This is a genomic window from Enterobacter sp. K510, assembly GCF_055804875.1.
The window spans coordinates 153157-178234 of the sequence record NZ_JBNRLQ010000001.1 but is presented as its reverse complement, the minus strand read 5'-3'; the positions used below and the strand labels follow the sequence as shown (position 1 = coordinate 178234).

The following is a 25078-nucleotide window of genomic DNA, read 5'->3' as shown; positions in this document are numbered from 1 at the left end:
AGTATGATCCGCTTCCGCTTTTTTGATGATAATTTTCACGTTAAATATTTATTGTGGTAAAAATTTTCATCAACAAGCGGCGAGCGGAGATAGAGTATGACAATGTTCAGTGGTGCCTCCCCTGGGGGCTGGTTTGAAAAAGCGCAGCGTTTTGGTAAATCTTTTATGCTGCCGATTGCCGTACTTCCGGCGGCGGGGCTGCTGTTGGGGATTGGCGGCGCGCTGTCGAATCCCAATACGCTGACGGCCTGGCCTTTCCTGGATGTGGCCTGGCTACAGGCGATTTTCACCATCATGAGCAGCGCCGGGGCGATTGTTTTTGCTAACCTGTCGGTACTTTTTGCGGTGGGCGTGGCGGTGGGGCTGGCGAAAACCGATAAGGGCACGGCGGGACTGGCCGCGCTGCTGGCGTATCTGGTGATGAATGCCACCATTAATGCGCTGCTGACGCTCACCGGTACGCTGGCGAGCAGCAATCCCGGCGCGGTCGGGCAGGGCATGACCTTAGGTATTCAGACGCTGGAAACCGGCGTGTTTGGCGGCGTGGTCATTGGCCTCGTCACCTGCGCGCTGCATCACCGCTTTAATAAGATCGCGCTGCCGCAGTTTCTGGGCTTTTTTGGCGGCTCGCGCTTTGTACCCATTATCAGCTCGCTGGCGGCGATCCTTGTCGGCGCTATCATGACGGTGGTCTGGCCGCATTTTCAAAAGCTGATTTTCGGTCTTGGCGGGCTGGTGGATGCCACCGGCTACCTCGGTACTTTTCTCTACGGCTTTATTTTGCGCATGCTTGGCCCCTTCGGGCTGCATCACATCTTTTATCTGCCCTTCTGGACGACGGCGCTGGGCGGCAGCGAGATCGTCAATGGGCAACTGGTGGAAGGCACGCAGCGCATTTTCTTCGCGCAGCTGGCCGATCCCGCGACGCAGCAGTTTTACGAAGGCACCTCACGCTTTATGTCCGGCCGCTTCATCACCATGATGTTCGGGCTGGTGGGTGCCTGTCTTGCGATGTACCACACCGCGAAACCCGAAAACAAAAAGCGGGTAGCTGGCCTGCTGTTCTCGGCGGCGCTGACGTCCTTCTTAACCGGCATTACCGAACCTATTGAGTTTTCGTTCCTGTTTGTCGCGCCTGTGCTGTACGTTCTGCACGCGTTGTTCGACGGGCTGGCTTTCATGCTGGCGCATATGCTGCATATCACTATCGGGCAGACATTTTCCGGCGGCTTTATCGACTTTGTGCTGTTCGGCATTTTGCAGGGCGAAGCGAAGACCCACTGGCTGTATGTGCCGCTGGTCGGCATTCCGTGGTTCTTCCTGTACTACTTCACCTTTCGCTTCCTGATTAAGCGCTTTAACTTCCTCACGCCAGGCCGCGAAAAAGAGCAGGCGGAAATCTCTGCCGTCAGCGGCACCGAACGGGCAGAGGCCATAGTGGCGGCGCTGGGCGGGCGCGGAAATCTGGACGAGGTCGACTGTTGTGCCACACGCCTGCGCGTAACGGTGAAAGCGGGCAGCAAAGTGGATGAAGCCGCCCTGAAAGCGACAGGCGCGCGCGGGGTGATCGTTCGTGGTAACGGGGTCCAGGTGATTTACGGGCCGCACGTCACCATCATCAAAAACGAAATGGAAGAGATGTTAGCGTTATGAATGCATTAGAACAGATCAAAAAGGCGCTGGTGGTGTCCTGCCAGGCGCTGGAAAACGAACCGCTGCACAGCGACTTTATTATGTCCCGCATGGCGCTGGCCGCAGTGGAAGGCGGCGCCGCAGGTATTCGCGCCAACAGCGTGGTGGATATCAAAGCCATCAAGGCGCAGGTGTCGCTGCCGGTGATCGGCATTATTAAGCGTGATTACCCTGACAGCGAAGTGTTTATCACCGCCACGCTGCGCGAAATCGACGAGCTGATGACGGTCGCCCCGGAAATCATCGCGCTGGATGCCACCCAGCGTAAGCGGCCTGGCGGCGATACCCTGGCCGCGCTGGTCAGTGAGATCCGCCGCCGTTATCCGCAGGTCTTGCTGATGGCGGATATCGCCACCCTGGATGATGCGCGTATTGCCGGTGAGCTGGGCTTTGACTGCCTCGGCACCACCCTTTATGGCTATACGGCTGAAACGGCGGGGCACCGGCTGCCGGAAAACGATCTGCAATTTTTAAAAGAGGTACTTTCCATCGCCACTATCCCGGTGATCGCCGAAGGCAATGTCGACACGCCTGAGCTTGCCGCGCAGTGCCTTGCGCTGGGGGCGCATTCGGTGGTGGTGGGCGGCGCCATCACCCGGCCGCAGCAAATTACCGCGCGTTTTACCCGCGCGATTAATGCGCAGGGCGCGAATGGCACATGATCGTCTGGCCGGGATCTGCGATACTTAGGGTTTAGATCCTGAACAGAGATGAGTATGCAGTACCCGATTAATGAAATGTTCCAGACCTTGCAAGGCGAGGGTTACTTTACCGGCGTTCCTGCCATTTTTATTCGTTTGCAGGGATGCCCGGTTGGCTGTGCCTGGTGCGACACCAAACACACATGGGACAAGCTTTCCGATCGGGAAGTGTCGCTCTACAGCGTTATCGCCAAAACCAAAGAGAGCGATAAATGGGGCGCGGCGAGCAGCGAAGATCTGCTGGCGATTATCAGCCGTCAGGGTTATACCGCGCGTCATGTGGTGATCACCGGCGGTGAGCCCTGCATACACGATCTGCTGCCGCTGACCTCACTGTTTGAGAAGAACGGTTTTAGCTGCCAGATCGAAACCAGCGGCACGCACGAAGTCCGCACCACAACCGGCACCTGGGTCACGGTATCGCCGAAGGTAAACATGCGCGGCGGATATGACGTGCTGACGCAGGCGCTGGAGCGCGCCGACGAGATCAAACATCCGGTAGGCCGTGTGCGGGATATTGAAGCGCTGGATGAACTGCTGGCGCGTCTTGACGATGACAAACCCCGCGTTATCGCCCTGCAACCCATCAGTCAGAAAGAAGACGCCACGCGCCTGTGCATCGAAACCTGCATTGCCCGCAACTGGCGGCTGTCGATGCAGACGCATAAATATCTGAACATCGCCTGACCAGACGCCCTCTCCCACGGGAGAGGGTCACATGACAGGAAATCACTCCCCGCGATAAATACAGCCCGCCGTACAGGTTTCTTTCACCATCACCGCGCTCAGCTGCGGCACCAGCGGCTTCATTTCGTTCCAGATCCACGCGGCCAGCACTTCGCTGGTCGGGTTTTCAAGCCCCGGAATATCATTCAGATAATAGTGATCCAGGCGATCATACGTCGGCTTAAATGCGCGTTTCAGCTCGGAAAAATCCATGATCCAGCCGGTATGCGGATCGACTTCACCGGTAATTTCCAGGCGCACCATAAAGGAGTGACCGTGCAGGCGACCGCATTTATGGCCTTCCGGCACGTGCGGCAGGTGATGGGCAGCTTCGAAGGTGAAATCTTTAAACAAGGTGGTGATCATTATCATTTCTCTGTAAGGCAAAAACCGCCGTAGGGTAGCGGATATGACCTTTTTTAGCATTAACAAAAACCGGGAAAAGTGTTTAACCAAAGTATTTGTCAGAGTTATGGGTTTTTTATTATTAAAATTCAAATGCTTAATTGACCGGTTTTAGTGTTAATAACTATAGCTAAAAGAGGTTAGTCATTTTGGTTATTTGTTATTTCCAACCCTTCTTTAGTTGTTATTATTCGCGCCGTTAACCTTACTCTCTGTTCTGTTTTTCCCCCTTATAAAAACAGCTTTTACTGGAACTGGACGACGCATGACGACTCAGGCCCCACCTTCCGCTTTGCTGCCGCTTAATGCGGAGCAAATGTCGCGCCTAACGGCGGTGACATCCGAACTTACTCCGACTCAGCTTGCCTGGGTTTCCGGCTATTTCTGGGGCGTGCTTAATCAGCAGCCTGGAACCGTTGCGGGCACAACCACGCCTGCCGCGCCTGCCGCGAAAGAAACGCCAGCTATCACGCTGATTTCCGCCTCGCAAACCGGCAACGCCCGCCGCGTGGCGGAAGCCCTGCGCGATGATCTGCTGGCGGCGAAGCTTAACGTCAACCTGGTGAACGCGGGCGACTATAAATTCAAACAAATCGCTCAGGAAAAACTGCTGGTTGTCGTGACCTCCACGCAAGGGGAAGGGGAGCCGCCGGAAGAAGCCGTCGCGCTGCACAAGTTCCTGTTCTCGAAAAAAGCGCCCAAACTTAACGGTACGGCCTTCGCCGTCTTTGGCCTGGGCGATTCCTCTTATGAATTCTTCTGCCAGAGCGGCAAAGATTTTGACAGCAAGCTGGCGGAGCTGGGCGCTGAACGCCTGCTCGACCGCGTTGACACTGACGTTGAATATCAGGCCGCTGCCGCCGAATGGCGCGGGCGCATCCTGGACGTTCTGAAATCCCGCGTTCCGCAGGAAAGCCCGGCGCAGGCTGCGGCTACCGCCAGCGGCGTGGTCAACGAAGTCACTTCCAGCCCCTATACTAAAGAAGCGCCGCTTTGCGCCACGCTGTCGGTCAATCAGAAGATCACCGGGCGCGATTCCGAAAAAGATGTGCGTCATCTGGAGATCGATCTGGGCGACTCCGGCCTGCGCTATCTGCCGGGCGATGCCCTGGGCGTGTGGTATCAGAACGATCCGGCGCTGGTCAAAGAACTGGTTGAACTGCTGTGGCTGACCGGCGACGAACAGGTGAATGTTGATGGCAAAACTCTGCCGCTGTCCGAGGCGTTGCAATGGCATTTTGAGCTGACGGTGAATACCGTCAACATCGTGGAAAACTACGCCACCCTGACCCGCAGCGAAACCTTACTGCCGCTGGTGGGCGATAAAGCGAAGTTGCAGCACTACGCCGCAACGACGCCGATTGTCGATATGGTGCGTTTCTCCCCGGCGCAACTGGATGCTGAGGCGCTTATCGGTCTGCTGCGTCCGCTGACGCCGCGCCTGTACTCCATCGCCTCGTCCCAGGCGGAAGTGGAAAGCGAAGTGCACATTACCGTGGGCGCGGTGCGTTTTGACATTGAAGGCCGCGCGCGGGCTGGTGGCGCCTCCAGCTTCCTCGCCGATCGCGTGGAAGAAGATGGCGAAGTCCGCGTGTTTATCGAACATAACGATAACTTCCGTCTGCCGGAAAACCCGGAAACGCCGCTGATCATGATAGGGCCAGGTACCGGCATCGCGCCGTTCCGCGCCTTTATGCAGCAACGTGCCGCCGATGAGGCCCCCGGTAAAAACTGGCTCTTCTTTGGTAACCCGCACTTTACGGAAGACTTTTTATACCAGGTGGAGTGGCAGCGCTACGTTAAAGACGGCGTGCTGAACCGCATCGACCTGGCCTGGTCCCGCGATCAGAAAGAAAAAATATACGTACAAGACAAACTGCGCGAACAGGGCGCAGAGCTGTGGCGCTGGATCAATGACGGCGCCCACATTTATGTCTGCGGCGACGCCAATCGTATGGCGAAAGACGTTGAGCAGGCTTTGCTGGATGTGATTGCCGAATTCGGTGGCATGGATACCGAAGCGGCGGATGAATTTTTAAGTGAGCTGCGCGTTGAGCGCCGTTATCAGCGAGATGTCTACTAATGAGCGAAAAACATCCTGGCCCGCTGGTGGTCGAAGGTAAACTGGCTGATGCCGAGCGCATGAAGCTGGAAAGCAACTACCTGCGCGGTACTATTGCGGAAGATTTAAATTACGGCCTGACCGGCGGTTTTTCTGGTGACAACTTCCTGCTGATCCGTTTTCACGGCATGTACCAGCAGGACGATCGCGACATTCGCGCCGAACGCGCCGAGCAGAAACTGGAGCCGCGTCATGCGATGATGCTGCGCTGCCGTCTGCCGGGCGGTATCATTACCCCGCAGCAGTGGCTGTCGGTGGATAAATTCGCCACCGAGAAAACCATCTACGGCAGCATCCGTCTGACCAACCGTCAGACGTTTCAGTATCACGGCATCCTGAAAAAGAACGTTAAACCGGCGCATCAGATGCTGCACGAAGTGGGACTGGACGCGCTGGCAACGGCGAACGACATGAACCGTAACGTGCTTTGCACCTCTAACCCGGTGGAATCTCAGCTGCATGCCGAAGCGTACGAGTGGGCGAAAAAGCTCTCTGAGCACCTGCTGCCGCGCACCCGCGCCTATGCGGAAATCTGGCACGACGCGGAGAAAGTGGCGACCACCGACGAAGAGCCTATCCTGGGGAAAACTTATCTGCCGCGTAAGTTTAAAACCACGGTAGTGATCCCGCCGCAAAACGACATCGATCTGCACGCCAACGACATGAACTTTGTCGCCATCGCCGAAAACGGCAAGCTGGTGGGCTTTAACCTGCTGGTAGGCGGCGGATTGTCCATTGAGCACGGCAACAAGAAAACCTACGCCCGTACCGCGACCGAATTCGGCTTCCTGCCGCTGGAGCACACGCTGGCGGTCGCCGAAGCCGTGGTCACCACGCAGCGCGACTGGGGCAACCGTACCGATCGTAAAAATGCCAAAACCAAATACACCCTGGAGCGCGTCGGCCCGGACGTCTTCAAAGCGGAAGTGGAACGTCGCGCAGGCATTAAATTCGCGCCGATCCGCCCGTATGAATTTACCGGTCGCGGCGATCGTATCGGCTGGGTGAAAGGCATCGATGATAAGTGGCACCTGACGCTGTTTATCGAGAATGGCCGTATCCTGGATTACCCGGATCGTCCGCTGAAAACCGGTCTGCTGGAGATCGCGAAGATCCACAAAGGCGACTTCCGCTTAACCGCGAATCAGAACCTGATCGTGGCGGGCGTGCCGGAAAGCGACAAAGCGAAGATCGAAAAGCTGGCGCGCGATCATGGTCTGATGAACGCCGTGAAACCGCAGCGTGAGAATTCCATGGCCTGTGTCGCTTTCCCGACCTGCCCGCTGGCGATGGCGGAGGCCGAGCGTTTCCTGCCGACCTTTATCGATAAAGTGGAAGCGGTAATGGAAAAACACGGCCTTGGTCATGAGCATATCGTGCTGCGTGTTACCGGTTGCCCGAACGGCTGTGGCCGTGCGCTGCTGGCGGAGCTGGGGCTGGTCGGTAAAGCGCCGGGACGCTACAACCTGCATCTGGGCGGCAACCGTATGGGCACGCGCATCCCGCGGATGTACCGTGAAAACATCACCGAACCGGAAATTCTCGACACCATCGATGAACTGGTGGGGCGCTGGGCGAAAGAGCGCGATGCCAACGAAGGCTTCGGTGATTTCACCGTTCGTGCTGGCATCATCCGTCCGGTGCTGGATCCGGCGCGGGATTTCTGGGAATAACGTAACACGCCGGATGGCGGCGTGAACGCCTTATCCGGCCTACAGGGCTAAACCGTAGGCCGGGTAAGCGTAAGCGCCACCCGGCACACCCGCCATTCTGTAGGCCGGGTAAGCATAAGCGCCACCCGGCATAAGTGAGGAATCTATGTCCGTACTCGATCTAAACGCGCTCAACGATCTGCCAAAAGTAGAACGCGTACTGGCCCTCGCCGAAACGAACGGCCAGCTTGAAAAACTCAGCGCAGAGGAGCGCGTTGCCTGGGCGCTGGAAAACCTGCCGGGCGAATATGTGCTGTCGTCGAGCTTTGGTATTCAGGCGGCGGTCAGCCTGCATCTGGTGAATCAGATCCGCCCGGATATTCCGGTGATCCTCACCGATACCGGCTACCTGTTCCCGGAAACCTACCAGTTTATTGACGAGTTAACGGACAAACTCAAACTGAACCTGCAAGTGTATCGCGCGAAAGAGAGCGCCGCCTGGCAGGAAGCACGCTACGGTAAACTGTGGGAGCAGGGCGTCGAAGGCATCGAAAAGTACAACGACATCAACAAAGTCGAGCCGATGAACCGTGCGCTGAAAGCGCTGAATGCGCAGACATGGTTTGCCGGCCTGCGCCGTGACCAGTCCGGCAGTCGTGCCAGCCTGCCGGTGCTGGCCATCCAGCGCGGCGTTTTTAAAGTGCTGCCGATTATTGACTGGGATAACCGCACCGTCTTCCAGTACCTGCAAAAGCATGGCCTGAAATACCATCCGCTGTGGGATCAGGGCTACCTGTCGGTTGGGGATACCCACACCACCCGTAAATGGGAACCGGGTATGGCTGAAGAAGAAACCCGCTTCTTCGGGCTAAAGCGTGAGTGCGGATTGCATGAAGGCTAAGCAACGCTAAACAAAAAAGCCGATCTCCGCCGATCGGCTTTTTTTATGGGGTCTGCTGCGAAGATGATGCTTTCAGGTCTTCGCCCGTGCCAGTTCCTTCACCAGCGGCAGCATGATGCGCATTACGTCGCGGCTGCGGCGTTCGATGCGGCCTGGCAGGGCGCTGTCGATGTGCTGCTGGTTATCCAGACGCACATCGTGCCAGCTGGTGCCGTCCGGGAATGAACGGGTTTTGGCGCGCTGCTGGTTACCGTCTTTATTGCCCAGCGACCAGTTTGTCGCTTCCACCGACAGCACCGGAATTTTTGCTTTATCAAACACCTCAACATCGTGGCAGCACGACGTGCCTTTCGGGTATTGCGGATTCAGGCCAGGATTGGTGGCGGCGGCGATGCCGCGACTGCGGGCAATGGCCAGCGCGCGGTCGCGGGTCAGCTTGCGTACCGAGGCGGGGGTATTTTTGCCGCTGTTGAAATAGAGCTTATCGCCGACGATCAGATTATCGAGATTAATCACCAGCAGGGTATTTTTCCGCTCTGCCTCGCTCATGCGCTTCAGAAAGTTTTCCGCGCCGAGCTGGCCTTCCTCCTCGCCGCTGGTGGCAACAAAACGGATGCTGTACTGCGTCGGGACATCTTTCAGCGCGTCGGCCAGCTCCAGCATCACGCCAACACCGGCAGCGTTATCGTCAAGCCCCTGTAAGGTCAGGCCGCCGAGATTGTTATCAATATCCGCATCGCTGCGCGGCGCGTAGGTGTCGAGGTGCGCCATGATAATAATCTGCTCCGGCTGCTTGCCCTCATGCGCGGCGATCACCGTGCTGCCGGTAATGTTGTGCCAGTTACGCTGATTGGTTTTCGAGGTATAGATAAAGCGGCTGGTGAACTTGCGGATATCGCTCTGGTAACCCATCTGCGCAAACTGCTGTCGCACATAATCCGCCGAAAGCATCTCTGCCGGCGTGCCGGTCATACGGCCGGGGAAATAGGTTGCAATATAACGTGCCTGGTGGCTTGCCATGTCACCGGGAGGCAGCAACGCCGCCTGAACGGGAAGAGTAAAGCATACGCCGAACGCCAGGGCAGCGGTACGGTGGCGCAATGCGGAAAACATAGTGAGTCCTTAAACATGCCGGAAATTTTTGACCGGCTTAGTATGAAACTGTGATCGGCCTTACACAATTTGAATTGCGCCTAAACGCACGAATTTTCTGGCGTTAAGCACTTTTTGATATTTGCTTTCCCGCGTCGTTATTCCTTTGCGGAACTACTCATTCCAATTCGTAATTTCATTCGCTCACAGCCGCCCCCTATAGTCCCCTTATTCCTGAATGTTAGCGAGCTGTTACCTTGTGGATCACCTGCCCATTTTTGCTGCGGTAAAAAACCGACCCGTACTGGTTATTGGCGGTGGCGAGATCGCCGCCCGCAAAATCGCGTTCTTATTACGCGCGGGAGCGAAGGTGCAGGTTGTCGCCCGTGAACTGGGCGCAGAGGTGCAGCGTCTGGCGGATGAACAGGCGCTGGTGTGGCTGGCAACCGAGTTCGATGAAACGCAGCTTGATGCTGTGTTTCTGGTTATCGCCGCCACCAGCGACCGCGCGCTTAATCGTCGCGTCTATGACGCCGCCGACGCCCGCCAGCGGCTGGTGAACGTGGTGGACGACCAGCCGCTGTGCTCCTTTATTTTCCCGTCAATCGTCGACCGCAGCCCGCTGGTGGTGGCGATCTCTTCCGGCGGTAACGCTCCGGTGCTGGCGCGTCTGCTGCGGGAAAAAATCGAAGCGCTGCTTCCGGCGAATTTAGGCCGCATGGCGGAGGTTGCCGGACAGTGGCGCGAGCGCATCAAAACCTTTCGTAAGACCACAGACGCGCGTCGTCGTTTCTGGGAAGCGGCCTTTCGCGGGCGCTTCGCCAGCCTGATGGCTGCCGGGAACGAACAGGCCGCCGAAGCGGTGCTGGCGGAAGAGCTGGCATCGCCAGGCAGTGCTGGCGGGGAAATTATCCTGGTGGGCGCAGGGCCAGGCGATGCCGGGCTGCTGACGCTGCGCGGCCTGCAGGTTATTCAGCAGGCGGACGTGGTGTTTTATGACCATCTGGTCAGCGATGAGGTGCTGGAGCTGACGCGGCGCGACGCCGACAAAATCTGCGTCGGCAAACGGGCTGGCGGCCATGCGGTGCCGCAGCATGAAACCAATCAGATGCTGATTGATGAAGCGCGGGCGGGCAAAACCGTGGTGCGGCTGAAAGGCGGCGATCCCTTTATTTTTGGGCGCGGCGGCGAAGAGCTTCAGGCTGCTGCCGCTGCGGGCGTGCCTTTCCAGGTGGTGCCCGGCGTGACGGCGGCGTCCGGCGCAACGGCTTACGCAGGCATTCCGCTCACGCACCGTGATTTTGCCCAGAGCGTGACCTTTGTGACCGGGCATTACAAAGCCGACAGCACGCCTTTCGACTGGTCGCAGCTGGCGCAGAGCCGTCAGACGCTGGCGGTGTACATGGGCACCATGAAGGCGGCGGAAATCAGCCAGCAACTTATTTCGCACGGTCGCGATAAAGCGACGCCGGTGGCGGTGATCTCGCGCGGTACGCGCCGCGATCAGTCAGTCAAAACCGGCACATTAGAACAATTAGAGAACCTGGCGCTTAACGCCCCGATGCCAGCGCTGCTGGTGGTGGGCGAAGTGGTGCACTTACGCGATGCGCTCGCCTGGTTTCAACACTCTACAGGCACGGGATCTTTTGATAACTCCGTGGTAAATCTGGCTTAAGGAACGGTTATGGATCAAAAACGACTCACTCACCTGCGACAACTGGAGGCGGAAAGCATCCATATCATTCGCGAGGTGGCGGCAGAATTTGGCAATCCGGTGATGATGTATTCCATCGGCAAAGACTCCAGCGTGATGCTGCATCTGGCGCGCAAAGCGTTTTATCCGGGCACGCTGCCGTTCCCGTTGTTGCATGTGGATACTGGCTGGAAATTCCGCGAGATGTATGAGTTCCGTGATCGCACCGCCAAAGCTTACGGCTGCGAGCTACTGGTGCATAAAAACCCCGAAGGCGTGGCGATGGGCATTAATCCCTTCGTGCACGGCAGCGGCAAGCACACCGACATCATGAAAACCGAAGGGCTGAAGCAGGCGCTGAACAAATACGGTTTTGATGCGTCCTTCGGCGGCGCGCGCCGTGACGAAGAGAAATCACGCGCCAAAGAGCGTATTTACTCGTTCCGCGACCGTTTCCACCGCTGGGATCCGAAAAACCAGCGCCCGGAGCTGTGGCACAACTACAACGGCCAGATCAACAAAGGCGAAAGCATTCGCGTATTCCCACTCTCCAACTGGACCGAGCTGGATATCTGGCAGTACATCTTCCTCGAAAATATTGAAATCGTACCGCTGTACCTGGCCGCTGAGCGACCGGTGCTGGAGCGTGACGGTATGCTGATGATGATCGATGACGATCGCATCGACCTGCAACCGGGCGAAAAAATTGAGCAGCGCATGGTGCGTTTCCGTACCCTCGGCTGCTGGCCGCTGACCGGCGCGGTGGAATCCGAAGCGCAAACGCTGCCGGAGATCATCGAAGAGATGCTGGTGTCCACCACCAGCGAACGACAGGGACGCGTCATTGACCGCGACCAGGCCGGCTCTATGGAGCTGAAGAAACGCCAGGGTTATTTCTAAGGAGCCGCCATGAATACGACTATTGCACAACAAATTGCCAGCGAAGGTGGCGTGGAAGCCTATCTGCATGCGCAGCAGTACAAAAGCCTGCTGCGTTTTCTGACCTGCGGCAGCGTCGATGACGGTAAAAGTACGCTGATTGGGCGTCTGCTGCACGATACCCGCCAGATTTATGAAGATCAGCTCTCGTCGCTGCATAACGACAGCAAGCGTCACGGCACCCAGGGCGAAAAACTGGATCTGGCGCTGCTGGTGGATGGTTTACAGGCCGAGCGCGAGCAGGGCATCACCATCGACGTGGCCTACCGCTATTTCTCCACCGAGAAGCGTAAATTTATTATCGCCGATACGCCGGGTCACGAGCAGTACACCCGCAATATGGCGACCGGCGCGTCCACCTGCGACCTGGCGATCCTGCTGATGGATGCGCGTAAAGGCGTGCTGGATCAGACCCGCCGCCACAGCTTTATCTCCACGCTGCTGGGGATCCGTCATCTGGTGGTGGCGGTGAATAAAATGGATCTGGTGGAATTCAGCGAAGAGAAATTCAATCAGATCCGCGAAGACTATCTGACCTTTGCTGAACAGCTGCCGGGCAGCCTCGACATCCGCTTTGTACCGCTGTCGGCGCTGGAAGGCGATAATGTGGCGAGCCAGAGCAGCAACATGCCGTGGTACAGCGGCCCGACGCTGCTGGAGGTGCTGGAAACCGTTGAGATCCAGCGCGTGGTGGAGACGCAGCCGATGCGTTTTCCGGTGCAGTATGTGAACCGCCCGAATCTCGATTTCCGTGGCTTCTCCGGCACCATTGCGTCCGGCAGCGTCAACGTCGGCCAGCGCGTCAAAGTGCTGCCGTCGGGCGTCGAATCGACGGTGGCGCGTATCGTCACCTTTGATGGCGATCTGCAACAGGCCGGGGCAGGGGAAGCGGTCACCCTGGTGCTGAAGGACGAAATCGACATCAGCCGCGGCGATTTACTGCTGGATGCGCAGGACGGGCTGAAAGCAGTGCAGAGCGCGTCGGTGGACGTGGTATGGATGGCGGAGCAGCCGCTGACGCCGGGCCAGAGTTACGACATCAAAGTCGCCGGTAAGAAAACCCGCGCCCGCGTCGATGGCATTCAGTATCAGGTGAACATCAACACCCTCGAACATAATCAGGCTGAAAACCTGCCGCTGAACGGCATCGGGCTGGTGGATCTGACCTTTGACGAACCGCTGGTGCTGGATAAGTATCAGGAAAACCCGGTGACCGGCGGCATGATCCTGATCGATCGTTTGAGCAATGTCACCGTGGGCGCAGGTATGGTGCGGGAGCCGAACGAGCAGGCAAGCCATGCGCCGTCGGAATTCAGCGCTTTTGAACTGGAACTGAACGCGCTGGTGCGTAAACACTTCCCGCACTGGGGCGCGCGTGATTTGTCAGGGGGCAAATAATGGCGCAGCACGATGAAAACGTCGTCTGGCATCCGCATCCGGTAACCGCCGGGCAACGTGAACAACTCCACGGTCATCGTGGGGTTGTGCTGTGGTTTACCGGGCTGTCTGGCTCGGGGAAATCCACCGTTGCCGGGGCGCTGGAAGAGGCGCTGCACGGGCTTGGCGTCAGCACCTATCTGCTCGATGGCGATAACGTACGCCACGGGCTGTGCAGCGATCTGGGTTTCAGTGATGATGACCGCAAAGAGAACATCCGTCGCGTCGGGGAAGTGGCGCGTCTGATGGTCGATGCCGGGCTGGTGGTATTGACGGCGTTTATCTCTCCGCACCGCGCCGAACGTGAAATGGTGCGAGAACGCGTCGGGGAAGGGCGCTTTATTGAGGTGTTCGTCGACACGCCGCTGGCCATCTGCGAAGCGCGTGATCCCAAAGGGCTGTACAAAAAAGCCCGTGCCGGGGAACTGCGTCACTTTACCGGTATCGATTCGGTCTATGAAGCGCCTGCAACGCCGGATGTGCATTTAGATGGCGAACAATTGGTAACAAATTTAGTGGGTCAATTATTAGACCTGCTGAGACAGAACGATATTATCAGATCCTGAGACATGTCCGATTTTGCTATCACGGACAGTCAGGTCACAGGATCCAATATGCGCAATAGCCAGAACATTTATCTGTCACGGTCTGAGACCGCTGCCCGCGAGGAAACCACCTGGTCATTTCCGGGGGCGATCGTTGGCTTTGTGTCGTGGTTGTTGGCGCTCGGCATACCCTTTCTGCTCTATGGCCCGAATACACTGTTCTTTTTTCTGTATACCTGGCCCTTCTTTCTGGCGCTGATGCCCGTCGCCGTGGTGGTGGGCATCGCCATGCACTCATTGCTGGACGGCAGGCTGCTTTACAGCAGCGTGGCGACGGTAATTATCGTGGTCACCATGTTCGGCGCGTTATTTATGTGGCTGATGGGCTGAGCCGTTCCATACTTCAAAGCGTAACGCTCGTTAAGGCAATGTGTCAGAAATGCGCACCTGTGCGCCCGCCCGTAAATAGTGCTACATTTGGCCGCGATGACGCGGTATCGGCTTAGTGTGGAGTCTGCGCGCAAGTTATGGGATGATGATGCCGATTTTCAGGGGGCACGATGGGTAAATTAACGCTGCTGTTGCTGGCACTGCTGGTCTGGCTACAGTATTCACTGTGGTTCGGCAAAAACGGCCTGCATGACTTCAGCCGTGTCAACGACGATGTGGCCGCGCAGCAGATAACAAACGCCAAACTTAAAGCGCGCAACGATCAGCTTTTCGCCGAAATTGACGATCTCAATGGCGGCCAGGAAGCGATTGAAGAGCGCGCACGTAACGAACTCAGTATGACCAGACCAGGCGAAACCTTTTACCGTCTGGTGCCGGATGCGTCTAAACGCACGCCAGGGTCACTGCAAAATAATCGATAAGCGAAGCCCGGGTTTACGACATGGCAGCAATAATTCCGGACGTTTGTGCCGTGGTGCCGGCCGCCGGATTTGGCCGCCGCATGCAAACGGAATGTCCTAAGCAGTATCTCTCAGTTGGCAATAAAACGATCCTCGAACACGCGGTGGCTGCGCTGCTGGCGCATCCACGGGTGGCCAGCGTCATTATTGCCATCAGCCCTGGCGACGAGCGCTTTGCGCAGCTGCCGCTGGCAGATCATCCGCAGGTCACCGTTGTTGACGGCGGCGCCGAGCGGGCGGACTCCGTGCTGGCGGGGCTTAAGGCCGCAGGGGACGCGCCCTGGGTACTGGTGCACGACGCCGCGCGTCCCTGTCTGCATCAGGACGATCTCGCCCGCCTGCTGGCGCTCAGCGACACCAGCCGCGTCGGCGGTATTCTTGCCGCCCCGGTGCGCGACACCATGAAGCGCGGCGAGCCTGGCATCGCCGCCGTGGCGCATACTGTGGATCGTAACGATCTCTGGCATGCCCTGACGCCGCAATTCTTCCCGCGTGAACTCCTCCATGACTGCCTGCAACGCGCCTTAAATGACGGCGCGACCATCACCGACGAAGCCTCGGCGCTGGAGCATTGCGGCTATCACCCGGTGCTGGTCAGCGGCCGCGCGGATAACATCAAAGTCACGCGACCGGAAGATCTGGCGCTGGCAGAATTTTACCTCACCCGAATGACCGGAAAGGAGATGGCATAATGCGTATTGGACACGGTTTTGACGTACACGCCTTTGGCGGCGAAGGCCCGATTATTATTGGCGGCGTGCGCATTCCTTTCGAAAAAGGTCTGCTGGCCCACTCCGATGGCGACGTGGCGCTGCATGCGCTGACGGATGCGCTGCTGGGCGCGGCGGCGCTTGGCGACATTGGCAAGCTGTTCCCGGATACCGATCCGGCGTTTAAAGGCGCCGACAGCCGCGAGCTGCTGCGCGAAGCCTGGCGTCGTATTCAGGCGAAAGGCTTTACGCTCGGCAACGTCGACGTGACCATTATCGCCCAGGCGCCAAAAATGCTGCCGCATATCCCGCAGATGCGCGTGTTTATCGCCGAAGATCTTGGCTGTCATATGGATGATGTGAACGTTAAAGCCACCACCACGGAAAAGCTTGGCTTTACCGGCCGTGGCGAAGGTATCGCCTGTGAAGCGGTGGCGCTGTTAGTCAGGGCGGCAAAATGATTGCGTTCGACGACCTGACGTTTCTGCATGGCAAACCCCAGGCCTCCGGCGCGCTGAAAGTCAGCCCGGAAGATTTTGTGGTGGTGGAAGATTTAGGTTTTGAACCTGATGGTGAAGGCGAGCACATTCTGGTGCGCATTCAGAAAACCGGCTGTAATACCCGTGCGGTGGCGGACGATCTGGCGAAATTCCTGAAAATTCCCGCCCGCGAAGTGAGCTTCGCCGGGCAAAAAGATAAGCACGCGGTCACCGAACAGTGGCTGTGCGCCCGTGTGCCGGGCAATGCTATGCCGGACATTTCCGCCTTCCAGCCGGAAGGATGCCGGGTGCTGGAATATGCCCGCCACAAGCGTAAGCTGCGCTTAGGCGCGCTGCGCGGCAACCAGTTCAGGCTGGTGCTGCGCGACATCAGCGATCGCGCGGAGGTGGAAACGCGCCTGCAAGCCATCGCAGAGCAGGGCGTGCCGAACTATTTTGGCGCGCAGCGCTTTGGTCTGGGCGGCAGCAACCTGCACGGCGCGCTGCGCTGGGCGCAAAGCAATGCGCCGGTGCGCGATCGCAATAAACGCAGTTTTATGTTGTCGGCGGCCCGCAGCGCGTTGTTTAATCAGATTGTCAGCGAGCGGCTGAAAAAAACAGACTTTAATCAAGTTGTTGACGGCGATGCGCTACAATTAGCCGGGCGCGGAAGCTGGTTTGTCGCCACCCCTGAAGAACGCGCAGATTTACAGGCCCGCGTGAATCAACGCGAGCTGATGATTACGGCTGCCCTGCCGGGGAGCGGTGACTGGGGAACGCAGCGTGAAGCGCTGGCGTTTGAGCAGGCGGCGATTGCCGATGCCCCCGAATTACAATCCTTGCTGTTGCGTGAAAAGGTTGAGGCGGCGCGGCGCGCCATGCTGCTCAACGTGCAGCAGTTAAGCTGGAACTGGTGGGATGACGTGACCGTCGAGTTACGTTTCTGGCTACCGGCAGGTAGTTTTGCCACCAGTGTGGTAAGGGAACTTATCAACACATCGGGTGATTATGCGAATATTGCTGAGTAACGATGACGGGATCCATGCGCCAGGCATTCAGGCGCTGGCGAAGGCCTTGCGGGAATTTGCCGACGTACAGGTCGTCGCGCCCGATCGTAACCGCAGTGGCGCGTCCAATTCGCTGACCCTCGAATCTTCATTACGCACCTTCACCCATGAAAATGGCGACATCGCCGTGCAGATGGGTACGCCTACCGACTGCGTGTATCTGGGCGTCAATGCCCTGATGCGCCCCCGCCCGGATGTTGTCGTCTCCGGTATTAACGCCGGGGCTAACCTGGGCGACGATGTGATTTACTCCGGTACCGTCGCCGCCGCTATGGAAGGGCGACATCTCGGCTTTCCGGCGCTGGCGGTGTCGCTTAATGGTTATAAGCATTACGACACGGCCGCGGCGGTGACCTGTTCGATCCTGCGGGCATTAAACCGGGAGCCGCTGCGCACCGGACGTATTCTGAATATCAATGTCCCGGATCTGCCGCTTGCTGAAATCAAAGGCATTCGCGTCACGCGCTGCGGCACCCGTCATCCGGCGGATAAAGTGATCCCGCAGGAAGATCCGCGCGGCAATATGCTCTACTGGATCGGCCCGCCAGGGGAGAAACACGACGCCGGGCCGGACACCGATTTTGCCGCTGTCGATGAAGGCTATGTGTCGGTCACGCCGCTGCATGTCGATCTCACCGCTTACAGCGCGCAGGAAGTGGTGAGCGGATGGCTTGAGCGCGCCGGGGTGAATACGCAATGGTAACAAAACGCATACAGGCGCTGCTGGAACAGTTACGCCAGCAGGGGATCCGTAGCGAGCCGGTGCTTGACGCGCTGGCGCAGGTGCCGCGTGAAAAATTCATTGATGAGGCGTTTGAACACAAAGCCTGGGAAAACGTCGCCCTGCCTATCGGCCAGGGGCAGACCATTTCGCAGCCTTATATGGTGGCGCGCATGACCGAGCTGCTGGAACTGACGCCGGAGTCGAGGGTGCTGGAAATTGGCACAGGTTCAGGCTATCAGACGGCGATCCTCGCCCATCTGGTGCACCATGTTTGTTCCGTCGAACGTATTAAAGGCCTGCAATGGCAGGCCCGTCGTCGTCTTAAGCAGCTGGATCTACATAATGTTTCCACCCGTCACGGCGATGGCTGGGAAGGGTGGCAGGCACGTGCGCCCTTCGACGCCATTATTGTGACGGCTGCACCGCCGGAAATCCCTGTGGCGCTGATGTCGCAGCTGGATGAGGGCGGCATTCTCGTTTTACCTGTGGGGGACGAACACCAGCAACTTAAACGGGTTCGTCGACGGGGAAGCGAATTTATCATCGATACCGTGGAAGCCGTACGCTTTGTTCCACTTGTGAAAGGGGAACTGGCCTGATTCCTGGAATTGTCTGAGGGATTTCAGCGCATATCCGCGTAGGGTGTAGCTCATTTGCTAATGACCGCCACGGTCATCATTAAGTCACTGACAGTTAACACATTCCTGGAGGATAAATGAGCACGGGAAGCCCAAAATTTACCGTAAGTCGCCTCGCGGCATTATCACTGGTTTCGCTCTGGCTTGCAGGATGCTCAAGCTCGGATAACGCGCCAGCGCCGGTCAGCTCCGTCGGCGGCAACAGCGCTTCCAGTTCAGGTTCCGGAATGTTAATTACGCCGCCGCCCAAAATGGGCGCGTCTGCGCAACAAACGCCGCAAATTCAACCCGTCCAGACGCCTGCTATTCAGCCGATGCCTGCGCAATCCCAGACCCAGCCAATGGCAGAACAGCCGGTTCAGACCGAAAACGGTCGTATTGTGTACAACCGTAAGTATGGGAACATTCCGAAAGGTAGCTATACCGGCGGCAGCACTTATACGGTCAAAAAAGGTGACACGCTGTTTTATATCGCCTGGATCACCGGGAACGATTTCAGGGATCTGGCCCAGCGAAACAACGTTGCCGCCCCGTATGGCCTGAATGTCGGGCAGGTTCTGCAGGTTGGTAATGCATCGGGTACGCCGATAACGGGCGGAAATGCTATCACTCAGGCTGATGCTTCTGCGCAAGGAATCGTCACTCCACCTGCACAAAATTCAACCGTGGTGGTTGCGCCGAAACCGACAATTACGTATTCTGAGGACTCAGGTGAACAAAGTGATAACAAGATGTTGCCAAACAACAAGCCTGCGACTACCGTCACAGCGCCTGTAACCGTGCCATCTGCTACCACTACCGAACCGACCGCCAGCAGTGCATCTACCAGCGCCCCTATATCGACCTGGCGCTGGCCGACTGAAGGCAAAGTTATCGACAACTTCTCTGCCACCGAGGGTGGTAATAAAGGGGTTGATATCGCTGGCAGTAAAGGGCAGGCTATTATCGCGACCGCTGACGGACGCGTGGTATATGCCGGCAACGCACTGCGCGGTTACGGTAATTTAATCATCATTAAACATAACGATGATTACCTGAGTGCCTACGCCCATAACGATACAATGCTGGTCCGGGAACAACAAGAAATCAGGGCGGGGCAGAAGATAGCTACCATGGGTAGCACCGGAACCAGTTCAACACGCTTACATTTTGAAATTCGTTACAAGGGGAAATCCGTCAACCCGCTGCGTTATTTGCCGCAGCGATAATTTGGCAGAGTCATTGGCTCACTCTTGTTTCGTCCCTGCAGCGCGCTTAATCGCCGTTGCAGGGTAAAAAAACAAACAGTGAAGTTAATGCTTTGTCCAGGGATCACGGGTAGGAGCCACCTTATGAGTCAGAATACGCTGAAAGTTCATGATTTAAATGAAGACGCGGAATTTGATGAGAACGGAGTTGAGGTTTTCGACGAGAAAGCCTTAAATGAAGAGGAACCCAGTGATAACGACCTGGCAGAAGAGGAACTGTTATCGCAGGGCGCCACGCAACGTGTGCTGGACGCGACTCAGTTATACCTTGGAGAAATTGGTTACTCTCCGCTGTTAACTGCTGAAGAAGAAGTTTATTTCGCACGACGCGCACTGCGTGGGGATATTTCCTCCCGCCGTCGGATGATTGAAAGTAACCTGCGTCTGGTGGTGAAAATCGCCCGTCGCTACAGCAATCGTGGACTGGCGCTGCTGGATCTGATTGAAGAGGGTAACCTCGGCCTGATCCGTGCGGTAGAGAAATTTGACCCTGAACGTGGGTTCCGTTTCTCCACTTATGCCACCTGGTGGATCCGTCAGACCATCGAACGGGCGATCATGAATCAAACCCGTACGATTCGACTGCCAATCCACATTGTTAAAGAGTTAAATGTCTATCTGCGTACCGCTCGCGAATTGTCCCATAAGCTGGACCACGAACCGAGTGCAGAAGAAATTGCAGAACAGCTCGATAAACCTGTTGATGATGTCAGCCGTATGCTGCGTCTCAACGAGCGCATTACCTCGGTAGACACCCCGCTGGGTGGCGATTCCGAAAAAGCGCTGCTGGACATCCTGGCCGATGAAAAAGAAAACGGTCCGGAAGACACCACGCAGGACGATGACATGAAACAAAGCATCGTCAAATGGCTGTTCGAACTGAACGCCAAACAGCGTGAAGTGCTGGCGCGTCGTTTCGGTCTGCTGGGTTATGAAGCCGCCACGCTGGAAGATGTTGGCCGTGAAATTGGACTGACGCGTGAACGTGTCCGCCAGATTCAGGTAGAAGGTCTGCGTCGTCTGCGTGAAATCCTGCAGGCGCAGGGGCTGAACATCGAAGCACTGTTCCGCGAATAATCGATTCTGTACAAAAAAGGCCAGTCATTTGACTGGCCTTTTTCTTTGCCCGCTCCTGAGCAAGCGGGTGGAGCACACGCCTTAGTTCAGCGTATAATCCAGTGTGATTTCAGCATTGAACAGCTGAGACACCGGGCATCCGGCTTTCGCTTTCTGGATGATCGGATCAAACTGATCTTTCTCGATCCCCGGCAGCTTCACCGTGCTGTTCAGCGCAATTTTGGTGATTTTAAAGCCGCCATCAACCTGATCCAGCGACACATCCGCCGTGGTGTCGATGCTTTCCGGCGTAAAGCCCGCTTCGCCCAGCATTAACGACAGCGCCATTGAGAAACAACCTGCGTGGGCCGCGCCAATCAGCTCTTCCGGGTTAGTCCCGGCTGCGCCTTCAAAACGAGTATTAAAACCGTAAGGCTGCTGCTTCAGCGCGCCGCTTTCGGTGGAGATGGTGCCTTTACCGCGCTTAATATCGCCTTCCCAGTGTGCCTGCCCTTTCTTATGAATGGTCATGTATTTACTCCATTTTGTTGCTGAATGAAGTAACAAGTATAGAAGCTCAGCCATGGCTTGCCCGGCAACTCGGAATACTACGAAGAGGTGCAGACACAACAGGGGGAGGTTGTAGGCCCGGCAAGCCTGCGCCGCCGGGCAGGGGGTCAGACCAGACTCTTCAGACGATAGATCCACTCCAGCGCCTGACGCGGTGTCAGCGTATCCGGATCCAGCGCCTCCAGCGCTTCCACCGCCGGGCTGGTTTCTTCCGCAGGCATCAGCAGCGACATCTGCGTACCGTCCACCTGGGTGGCTGCCGCGTTCGGGGTAATGCTCTCCAGCTCGCGCAGCTTCTGGCGCGCGCGCTTGATCACCTCTTTCGGCACGCCCGCCAGCGCCGCTACCGCAAGACCATAGCTTTTACTGGCCGCGCCGTCCTGTACGCTGTGCATAAAGGCGATGGTGTCGCCGTGCTCCAGCGCATCCAGATGCACATTCGCCACGCCTTCCATTTTTTCCGGCAGCTGCGTCAGCTCGAAATAATGAGTGGCGAAGAGGGTCAGCGCTTTAATGCGGTTCGCCAGATTTTCCGCACAGGCCCAGGCGAGAGACAGACCGTCATAGGTTGACGTGCCGCGCCCGATCTCATCCATCAGCACCAGGCTGTTCTCGGTGGCGTTATGCAGAATATTGGCGGTTTCGGTCATCTCCACCATAAAGGTCGACCGCCCTGACGCCAGATCGTCCGCCGCGCCCACGCGGGTAAAGATACGATCGATGGGACCAATCTCCACTTTCTGCGCCGGCACGTAGCTGCCGATATAGGCCAGCAGGGTAATAAGCGCCGTCTGGCGCATATAGGTGCTTTTACCGCCCATATTCGGGCCGGTAATAATCAGCATCCGGCGCTGGGGCGACAGCGACAGCGGGTTGGCGATAAAGGGCTCGTTCAGCACCTGCTCGACCACCGGATGACGCCCCTCGACGATGCGGATCCCCGGTTTATCGCTGAAGGTCGGACAGCTGTAATTGAGCGTGTCAGCGCGCTCGGCAAGGTTCACCAGCACGTCGAGTTCTGCCAGCGCGGTGGCGCTCTGTTGCAGATCCCCCAGATGCGGCATCAGCAGATCGAACAGCTCTTCATACAGCTGTTTTTCCAGCGCCAGCGCTTTGCCTTTTGAGGTCAGCACCTTGTCTTCATATTCCTTCAGTTCAGGAATGATGTAGCGTTCGGCGTTCTTTAACGTCTGACGGCGTACGTAATGAATGGGCGCAAGATGGCTCTGGCCGCGGCTGATCTGAATAAAGTAGCCGTGCACGCCGTTATAGCCCACCTTCAGCGTATCCAGCCCGAGTTTTTCACGCTCGCGAATTTCCAGTTTATCCAGATAATCGGTCGCGCCATCCGCCAGTCCGCGCCACTCATCCAGTTCGGCGTTATAGCCCGGCGCGATCACGCCGCCATCGCGCACCAGGACCGGCGGCGCGTCAATAATTGCCCGCTCCAGCAGTTCACGCAGTTCGCTGAACTCGCCCATTTTTTCACGCAGCTGCTGTACCGGCTTGCAGTCGACGTCCGCCAGCTGCTCGCGCAGGATCGGCAACTGCTGGAAGGCGTGACGCATACGCGCCAGATCGCGCGGGCGGGCAGTGCGCAGCGCCAGACGCGCCAGAATACGCTCCAGATCGCCAACCTGACGCAGCACTGGCTGCAACTCAGCGGTCAGCTCCTGTAACGCGCCAATGGTCTGCTGACGTTCTGTCAGCACTGCGGTATCACGCACCGGCATATGCAGCCAGCGCTTGAGCATACGGCTGCCCATCGGCGTGACGGTGCAGTCCAGCACCGACGCCAGCGTATTTTCAAAGCCACCGGCCAGGTTCTGGGTGATCTCCAGATTGCGGCGCGTGGCGGCATCCATAATGATGCTGTCCTGCTGGCGATCCATGGTGATGGAGCGGATATGCGGCAGCGAGGTGCGCTGGGTATCTTTGACATACTGCAACAGGCAGCCCGCTGCACAGAGGCCGCGCGGCGCGTTTTCCACGCCAAAACCCACCAGATCGCGGGTGCCGAACTGTAAATTCAGCTGCTGGCGGGCGGTGTCGATTTCAAATTCCCATAGCGGACGGCGGCGCAGACCGCGGCGGCCTTCAATCAGCGAGGTCTCCGCAAAGTCTTCGGCGTAGAGCAGCTCCGCCGGATTGGTGCGCTGCAGCTCTGCCGCCATGGTCTCCCGGTCTGCCGGTTCACTGATGCGAAAACGGCCGGAACTGATGTCCAGCGTGGCGTAACCGTAGCCTTTGTTGTCCTGCCAGATGGCGGCGAGCAGATTATCCTGACGCTCCTGCAACAGGGCTTCGTCGCTGATGGTGCCCGGCGTGACGATGCGCACCACTTTGCGCTCCACCGGGCCCTTGCTGGTGGCCGGATCGCCGATCTGTTCGCAAATCGCCACCGATTCGCCAAGGCTGACCAGCTTCGATAAATAGTTTTCCACCGCGTGATGAGGAATGCCCGCCATCGGGATTGGCTCGCCTGCCGATGCGCCGCGTTTGGTAAGCGAAATATCCATCAGCTGTGACGCGCGTTTGGCATCGTCATAAAACAGCTCATAGAAGTCGCCCATACGGTAAAACAGCAAAATATCCGGATGCTGCGCCTTGAGCTTCAGGTACTGCTGCATCATTGGGGTGTGGGCGTCGAAATTCTCTGATGTACTCATTGGCGTATGATGTCCATGTTCTTAACTTTTAATGAATGAGTGAGTTTTTTATTTTTTTACGTCTCACCGCAACCTGTTCGGTTTATAAGGCATAGCGAGCATGATAACGGAGTCTGTAGGGCAGGAAAACAACAGGGGAAGGCTTTACCCGTTTAAGTGCGCCAGAAGGTATGCAGACAGGCTGCGGTATGACGTTATGGGTAATACTTGATATACTATTAGTCTTACATGTGACTGACAGGAGACGCTATGCGAAACAATCAAAAAGGTCAGCAAGGCTATACCAGCCCTTCACGCGCTGACATTGCGCGCGCTGTTGTGACCTCAACAGCGGTTGAAACCGGTCAGCCTTCAGCCAAAGTTGAAGCTTCGCTTGAAGCGGCGCGTAAAAAATTCGCCCATCTTCGTCTTGCCTAATCCTTTCTTAACGCCTGGCTCACCCAGTATTTCATCGGTTCGTAATTCATCGCCATGCCCGCATGAATAGCTGAGATGTACCGGGTTTTGTTCTGCTCCCAGCGTTGATAGTCCAGCGGCTTATAGCCCCCCTGAACCGCCATCACATCGGCTAAAAGTCGTGATAATCGCCCATTTCCTTCTATGAAAGGGTGGACGAGTATGAGTTCCACATGTGTGATTGCGATAGCTTCAATCAGCTGCTCTTCGCTCATACCGGTACAGGGTGTGTAACGGGCAAGGTATTTCACATCAAAATCCTTCAGCAGTTTGGGCAGCTGTGCTGAAGGAGCAAACATAAAGCCGCCTTTACTGATATTGACCGTCCTTTCTTGCCCCGCCCACGCATAAATATTGCCTAACCAGCGTCGGTGCCAGCTTTTTAGGATCTTAACTGTGATCAACCCCAGCGGAAAATGCTGTTCAAAGACAGCGTGATAGAGTTGCTCGAGGAGTACCAGTTCTGCGTCATCAATGTCATGAGCATCACTAATCCCGAGCTTATTCGCCAAAATTTGTTCGCCAGAGCCTTTCTCAAACTGGCCTTCGCTATTGGTTACATGGTATCGGCTCATTGCAATACCCTGATTTATAAGGCACAGCGAGCATGATAACGGAGTCTGTAGGGCAGGAAAACAACAGGGGA

At 57.0% G+C, this 25078-nt stretch carries 25 protein-coding genes; 20 read left to right on the top strand and 5 right to left on the bottom strand.

What is annotated here, in order from left to right; all coding sequences use genetic code 11:
* Window positions 1–96: 96 nt before the first annotated feature.
* From ACQUTD_RS00820 to queE, 3 genes are read left to right on the top strand one after another with little or no spacing between them, the layout of a single operon-like run.
* Window positions 97–1653 carry a maltose/glucose-specific PTS transporter subunit IIC gene (locus tag ACQUTD_RS00820; protein ID WP_473276720.1) on the top strand — a complete coding sequence of 519 codons (1557 nt, stop codon included), beginning with the start codon at window positions 97–99 and terminating at the stop codon, window positions 1651–1653.
* The gene (locus ACQUTD_RS00815) at window positions 1650–2354 is read left to right on the top strand and encodes a putative N-acetylmannosamine-6-phosphate 2-epimerase (RefSeq protein ID WP_473276718.1); all 705 of its coding nucleotides are present in this window, start codon (window positions 1650–1652) and stop codon (window positions 2352–2354) included. Before ACQUTD_RS00820 ends, ACQUTD_RS00815 begins: the two co-directional genes overlap by 4 nt.
* Before the next feature lie 54 nt (window positions 2355–2408).
* Window positions 2409–3080 carry a 7-carboxy-7-deazaguanine synthase QueE gene (gene queE / locus ACQUTD_RS00810; RefSeq protein ID WP_072569965.1) on the top strand — a complete coding sequence of 224 codons (672 nt, stop codon included), beginning with the start codon at window positions 2409–2411 and terminating at the stop codon, window positions 3078–3080.
* 42 nt (window positions 3081–3122) lie between these two features.
* Here queE and queD read toward each other — a convergent pair whose 3' ends face one another.
* On the bottom strand, window positions 3123–3485 hold the full coding sequence (gene queD, locus ACQUTD_RS00805; protein WP_072569966.1) for a 6-carboxytetrahydropterin synthase QueD: 363 nt from the start codon (window positions 3483–3485) through the stop codon (window positions 3123–3125).
* Between the two features lie 304 nt (window positions 3486–3789).
* Between queD and cysJ the strand changes: the two genes are divergently transcribed.
* The 3 genes from cysJ (at window position 3790) to cysH (ending at window position 8199) form a co-directional block, all read left to right on the top strand.
* Entirely contained in the window at window positions 3790–5607 is a 1818-nt protein-coding gene (gene cysJ, locus ACQUTD_RS00800; RefSeq protein WP_473276716.1) for an NADPH-dependent assimilatory sulfite reductase flavoprotein subunit, read from the top strand.
* Window positions 5607–7319, top strand: coding sequence for an assimilatory sulfite reductase (NADPH) hemoprotein subunit (gene cysI / locus ACQUTD_RS00795; RefSeq protein ID WP_473276715.1), 1713 nt, complete (start codon window positions 5607–5609; stop codon window positions 7317–7319). The genes cysJ and cysI overlap by 1 nt, the downstream gene beginning before the upstream one ends.
* 145 nt (window positions 7320–7464) lie before the next feature.
* Entirely contained in the window at window positions 7465–8199 is a 735-nt protein-coding gene (gene cysH / locus ACQUTD_RS00790) for a phosphoadenosine phosphosulfate reductase (RefSeq protein WP_318376435.1), read from the top strand.
* Window positions 8200–8271: 72 nt separating this feature from the next.
* Here cysH and ACQUTD_RS00785 read toward each other — a convergent pair whose 3' ends face one another.
* Window positions 8272–9312, bottom strand: a complete 1041-nt coding sequence (locus ACQUTD_RS00785; RefSeq protein WP_072569972.1) for an aminopeptidase — start codon at window positions 9310–9312, stop codon at window positions 8272–8274.
* Between the two features lie 238 nt (window positions 9313–9550).
* Here ACQUTD_RS00785 and cysG point away from each other — a divergent pair, with 238 nt between their 5' ends.
* The 13 genes from cysG to rpoS all read left to right on the top strand — a co-directional run bounded on the left by cysG (window position 9551) and on the right by rpoS (window position 20758).
* Window positions 9551–10966 carry a siroheme synthase CysG gene (gene cysG, locus ACQUTD_RS00780; RefSeq protein WP_473276714.1) on the top strand — a complete coding sequence of 472 codons (1416 nt, stop codon included), beginning with the start codon at window positions 9551–9553 and terminating at the stop codon, window positions 10964–10966.
* Window positions 10967–10975: 9 nt separating this feature from the next.
* On the top strand, window positions 10976–11884 hold the full coding sequence (gene cysD, locus ACQUTD_RS00775) for a sulfate adenylyltransferase subunit CysD (RefSeq protein ID WP_473276713.1): 909 nt from the start codon (window positions 10976–10978) through the stop codon (window positions 11882–11884).
* Between the two features lie 9 nt (window positions 11885–11893).
* The gene (gene cysN, locus ACQUTD_RS00770) at window positions 11894–13321 is read left to right on the top strand and encodes a sulfate adenylyltransferase subunit CysN (protein ID WP_473276712.1); all 1428 of its coding nucleotides are present in this window, start codon (window positions 11894–11896) and stop codon (window positions 13319–13321) included.
* Entirely contained in the window at window positions 13321–13926 is a 606-nt protein-coding gene (cysC, locus tag ACQUTD_RS00765) for an adenylyl-sulfate kinase (RefSeq protein ID WP_473276711.1), read from the top strand. Before cysN ends, cysC begins: the two co-directional genes overlap by 1 nt.
* A 48-nt stretch (window positions 13927–13974) precedes the next feature.
* The gene (locus ACQUTD_RS00760) at window positions 13975–14295 is read left to right on the top strand and encodes a DUF3561 family protein (protein ID WP_072569976.1); all 321 of its coding nucleotides are present in this window, start codon (window positions 13975–13977) and stop codon (window positions 14293–14295) included.
* 170 nt (window positions 14296–14465) lie between these two features.
* Window positions 14466–14777: a cell division protein FtsB gene (ftsB, locus tag ACQUTD_RS00755; RefSeq protein WP_072569977.1), complete on the top strand. Its 312-nt coding sequence runs from the start codon at window positions 14466–14468 to the stop codon at window positions 14775–14777.
* A gap of 20 nt (window positions 14778–14797) precedes the next feature.
* Window positions 14798–15508 (top strand): 2-C-methyl-D-erythritol 4-phosphate cytidylyltransferase, encoded by a 711-nt coding sequence (gene ispD / locus ACQUTD_RS00750; protein ID WP_473276710.1) that lies wholly within the window; start codon window positions 14798–14800, stop codon window positions 15506–15508.
* Window positions 15508–15987, top strand: coding sequence for a 2-C-methyl-D-erythritol 2,4-cyclodiphosphate synthase (gene ispF, locus ACQUTD_RS00745; RefSeq protein ID WP_072569979.1), 480 nt, complete (start codon window positions 15508–15510; stop codon window positions 15985–15987). The genes ispD and ispF overlap by 1 nt, the downstream gene beginning before the upstream one ends.
* Entirely contained in the window at window positions 15984–17033 is a 1050-nt protein-coding gene (truD, locus tag ACQUTD_RS00740) for a tRNA pseudouridine(13) synthase TruD (protein WP_473276709.1), read from the top strand. The genes ispF and truD overlap by 4 nt, the downstream gene beginning before the upstream one ends.
* Window positions 17014–17775, top strand: a complete 762-nt coding sequence (surE, locus tag ACQUTD_RS00735) for a 5'/3'-nucleotidase SurE (RefSeq protein WP_318376430.1) — start codon at window positions 17014–17016, stop codon at window positions 17773–17775. The genes truD and surE overlap by 20 nt, the downstream gene beginning before the upstream one ends.
* Window positions 17769–18395, top strand: coding sequence for a protein-L-isoaspartate(D-aspartate) O-methyltransferase (locus tag ACQUTD_RS00730; RefSeq protein WP_072569982.1), 627 nt, complete (start codon window positions 17769–17771; stop codon window positions 18393–18395). The genes surE and ACQUTD_RS00730 overlap by 7 nt, the downstream gene beginning before the upstream one ends.
* A gap of 116 nt (window positions 18396–18511) precedes the next feature.
* A complete protein-coding gene (gene nlpD, locus ACQUTD_RS00725) occupies window positions 18512–19642 on the top strand; it encodes a murein hydrolase activator NlpD (RefSeq protein ID WP_072569983.1) in 1131 nt (376 codons plus the stop codon).
* A gap of 123 nt (window positions 19643–19765) precedes the next feature.
* On the top strand, window positions 19766–20758 hold the full coding sequence (gene rpoS / locus ACQUTD_RS00720) for an RNA polymerase sigma factor RpoS (RefSeq protein ID WP_072569984.1): 993 nt from the start codon (window positions 19766–19768) through the stop codon (window positions 20756–20758).
* Between the two features lie 81 nt (window positions 20759–20839).
* Here the strand turns inward: rpoS and ACQUTD_RS00715 are convergent, their stop codons facing one another.
* On the bottom strand, window positions 20840–21268 hold the full coding sequence (locus ACQUTD_RS00715; protein ID WP_072569985.1) for an OsmC family protein: 429 nt from the start codon (window positions 21266–21268) through the stop codon (window positions 20840–20842).
* Between the two features lie 146 nt (window positions 21269–21414).
* A complete protein-coding gene (gene mutS, locus ACQUTD_RS00710; protein WP_473276708.1) occupies window positions 21415–23976 on the bottom strand; it encodes a DNA mismatch repair protein MutS in 2562 nt (853 codons plus the stop codon).
* 249 nt (window positions 23977–24225) lie between these two features.
* Between mutS and ACQUTD_RS00705 the strand changes: the two genes are divergently transcribed.
* Entirely contained in the window at window positions 24226–24393 is a 168-nt protein-coding gene (locus tag ACQUTD_RS00705; RefSeq protein WP_199775940.1) for a hypothetical protein, read from the top strand.
* Here the strand turns inward: ACQUTD_RS00705 and ACQUTD_RS00700 are convergent.
* Window positions 24390–25007, bottom strand: coding sequence for a Fic family protein (locus ACQUTD_RS00700; protein WP_473276707.1), 618 nt, complete (start codon window positions 25005–25007; stop codon window positions 24390–24392). The genes ACQUTD_RS00705 and ACQUTD_RS00700 overlap by 4 nt on opposite strands.
* Window positions 25008–25078 lie beyond the last annotated feature (71 nt).

Bases quoted from the DNA above. Each gene is read 5' to 3' on its own strand.
- ACQUTD_RS00820 (WP_473276720.1), top strand. From the start codon at position 97: ATGACAATGTTCAGTGGTGCCTCCCCTGGGGGCTGGTTTGAAAAAGCG.
- ACQUTD_RS00815 (WP_473276718.1), top strand. From the start codon at position 1,650: ATGAATGCATTAGAACAGATCAAAAAGGCGCTGGTGGTGTCCTGCCAG.
- queE (WP_072569965.1), top strand. From the start codon at position 2,409: ATGCAGTACCCGATTAATGAAATGTTCCAGACCTTGCAAGGCGAGGGT.
- queD (WP_072569966.1), bottom strand. From the start codon at position 3,485: ATGATCACCACCTTGTTTAAAGATTTCACCTTCGAAGCTGCCCATCAC.
- cysJ (WP_473276716.1), top strand. From the start codon at position 3,790: ATGACGACTCAGGCCCCACCTTCCGCTTTGCTGCCGCTTAATGCGGAG.
- cysI (WP_473276715.1), top strand. From the start codon at position 5,607: ATGAGCGAAAAACATCCTGGCCCGCTGGTGGTCGAAGGTAAACTGGCT.
- cysH (WP_318376435.1), top strand. From the start codon at position 7,465: ATGTCCGTACTCGATCTAAACGCGCTCAACGATCTGCCAAAAGTAGAA.
- ACQUTD_RS00785 (WP_072569972.1), bottom strand. From the start codon at position 9,312: ATGTTTTCCGCATTGCGCCACCGTACCGCTGCCCTGGCGTTCGGCGTA.
- cysD (WP_473276713.1), top strand. From the start codon at position 10,976: ATGGATCAAAAACGACTCACTCACCTGCGACAACTGGAGGCGGAAAGC.
- cysN (WP_473276712.1), top strand. From the start codon at position 11,894: ATGAATACGACTATTGCACAACAAATTGCCAGCGAAGGTGGCGTGGAA.
- cysC (WP_473276711.1), top strand. From the start codon at position 13,321: ATGGCGCAGCACGATGAAAACGTCGTCTGGCATCCGCATCCGGTAACC.
- ACQUTD_RS00760 (WP_072569976.1), top strand. From the start codon at position 13,975: ATGCGCAATAGCCAGAACATTTATCTGTCACGGTCTGAGACCGCTGCC.
- ftsB (WP_072569977.1), top strand. From the start codon at position 14,466: ATGGGTAAATTAACGCTGCTGTTGCTGGCACTGCTGGTCTGGCTACAG.
- ispD (WP_473276710.1), top strand. From the start codon at position 14,798: ATGGCAGCAATAATTCCGGACGTTTGTGCCGTGGTGCCGGCCGCCGGA.
- ispF (WP_072569979.1), top strand. From the start codon at position 15,508: ATGCGTATTGGACACGGTTTTGACGTACACGCCTTTGGCGGCGAAGGC.
- truD (WP_473276709.1), top strand. From the start codon at position 15,984: ATGATTGCGTTCGACGACCTGACGTTTCTGCATGGCAAACCCCAGGCC.
- surE (WP_318376430.1), top strand. From the start codon at position 17,014: ATGCGAATATTGCTGAGTAACGATGACGGGATCCATGCGCCAGGCATT.
- ACQUTD_RS00730 (WP_072569982.1), top strand. From the start codon at position 17,769: ATGGTAACAAAACGCATACAGGCGCTGCTGGAACAGTTACGCCAGCAG.
- nlpD (WP_072569983.1), top strand. From the start codon at position 18,512: ATGAGCACGGGAAGCCCAAAATTTACCGTAAGTCGCCTCGCGGCATTA.
- rpoS (WP_072569984.1), top strand. From the start codon at position 19,766: ATGAGTCAGAATACGCTGAAAGTTCATGATTTAAATGAAGACGCGGAA.
- ACQUTD_RS00715 (WP_072569985.1), bottom strand. From the start codon at position 21,268: ATGACCATTCATAAGAAAGGGCAGGCACACTGGGAAGGCGATATTAAG.
- mutS (WP_473276708.1), bottom strand. From the start codon at position 23,976: ATGAGTACATCAGAGAATTTCGACGCCCACACCCCAATGATGCAGCAG.
- ACQUTD_RS00705 (WP_199775940.1), top strand. From the start codon at position 24,226: ATGCGAAACAATCAAAAAGGTCAGCAAGGCTATACCAGCCCTTCACGC.
- ACQUTD_RS00700 (WP_473276707.1), bottom strand. From the start codon at position 25,007: ATGAGCCGATACCATGTAACCAATAGCGAAGGCCAGTTTGAGAAAGGC.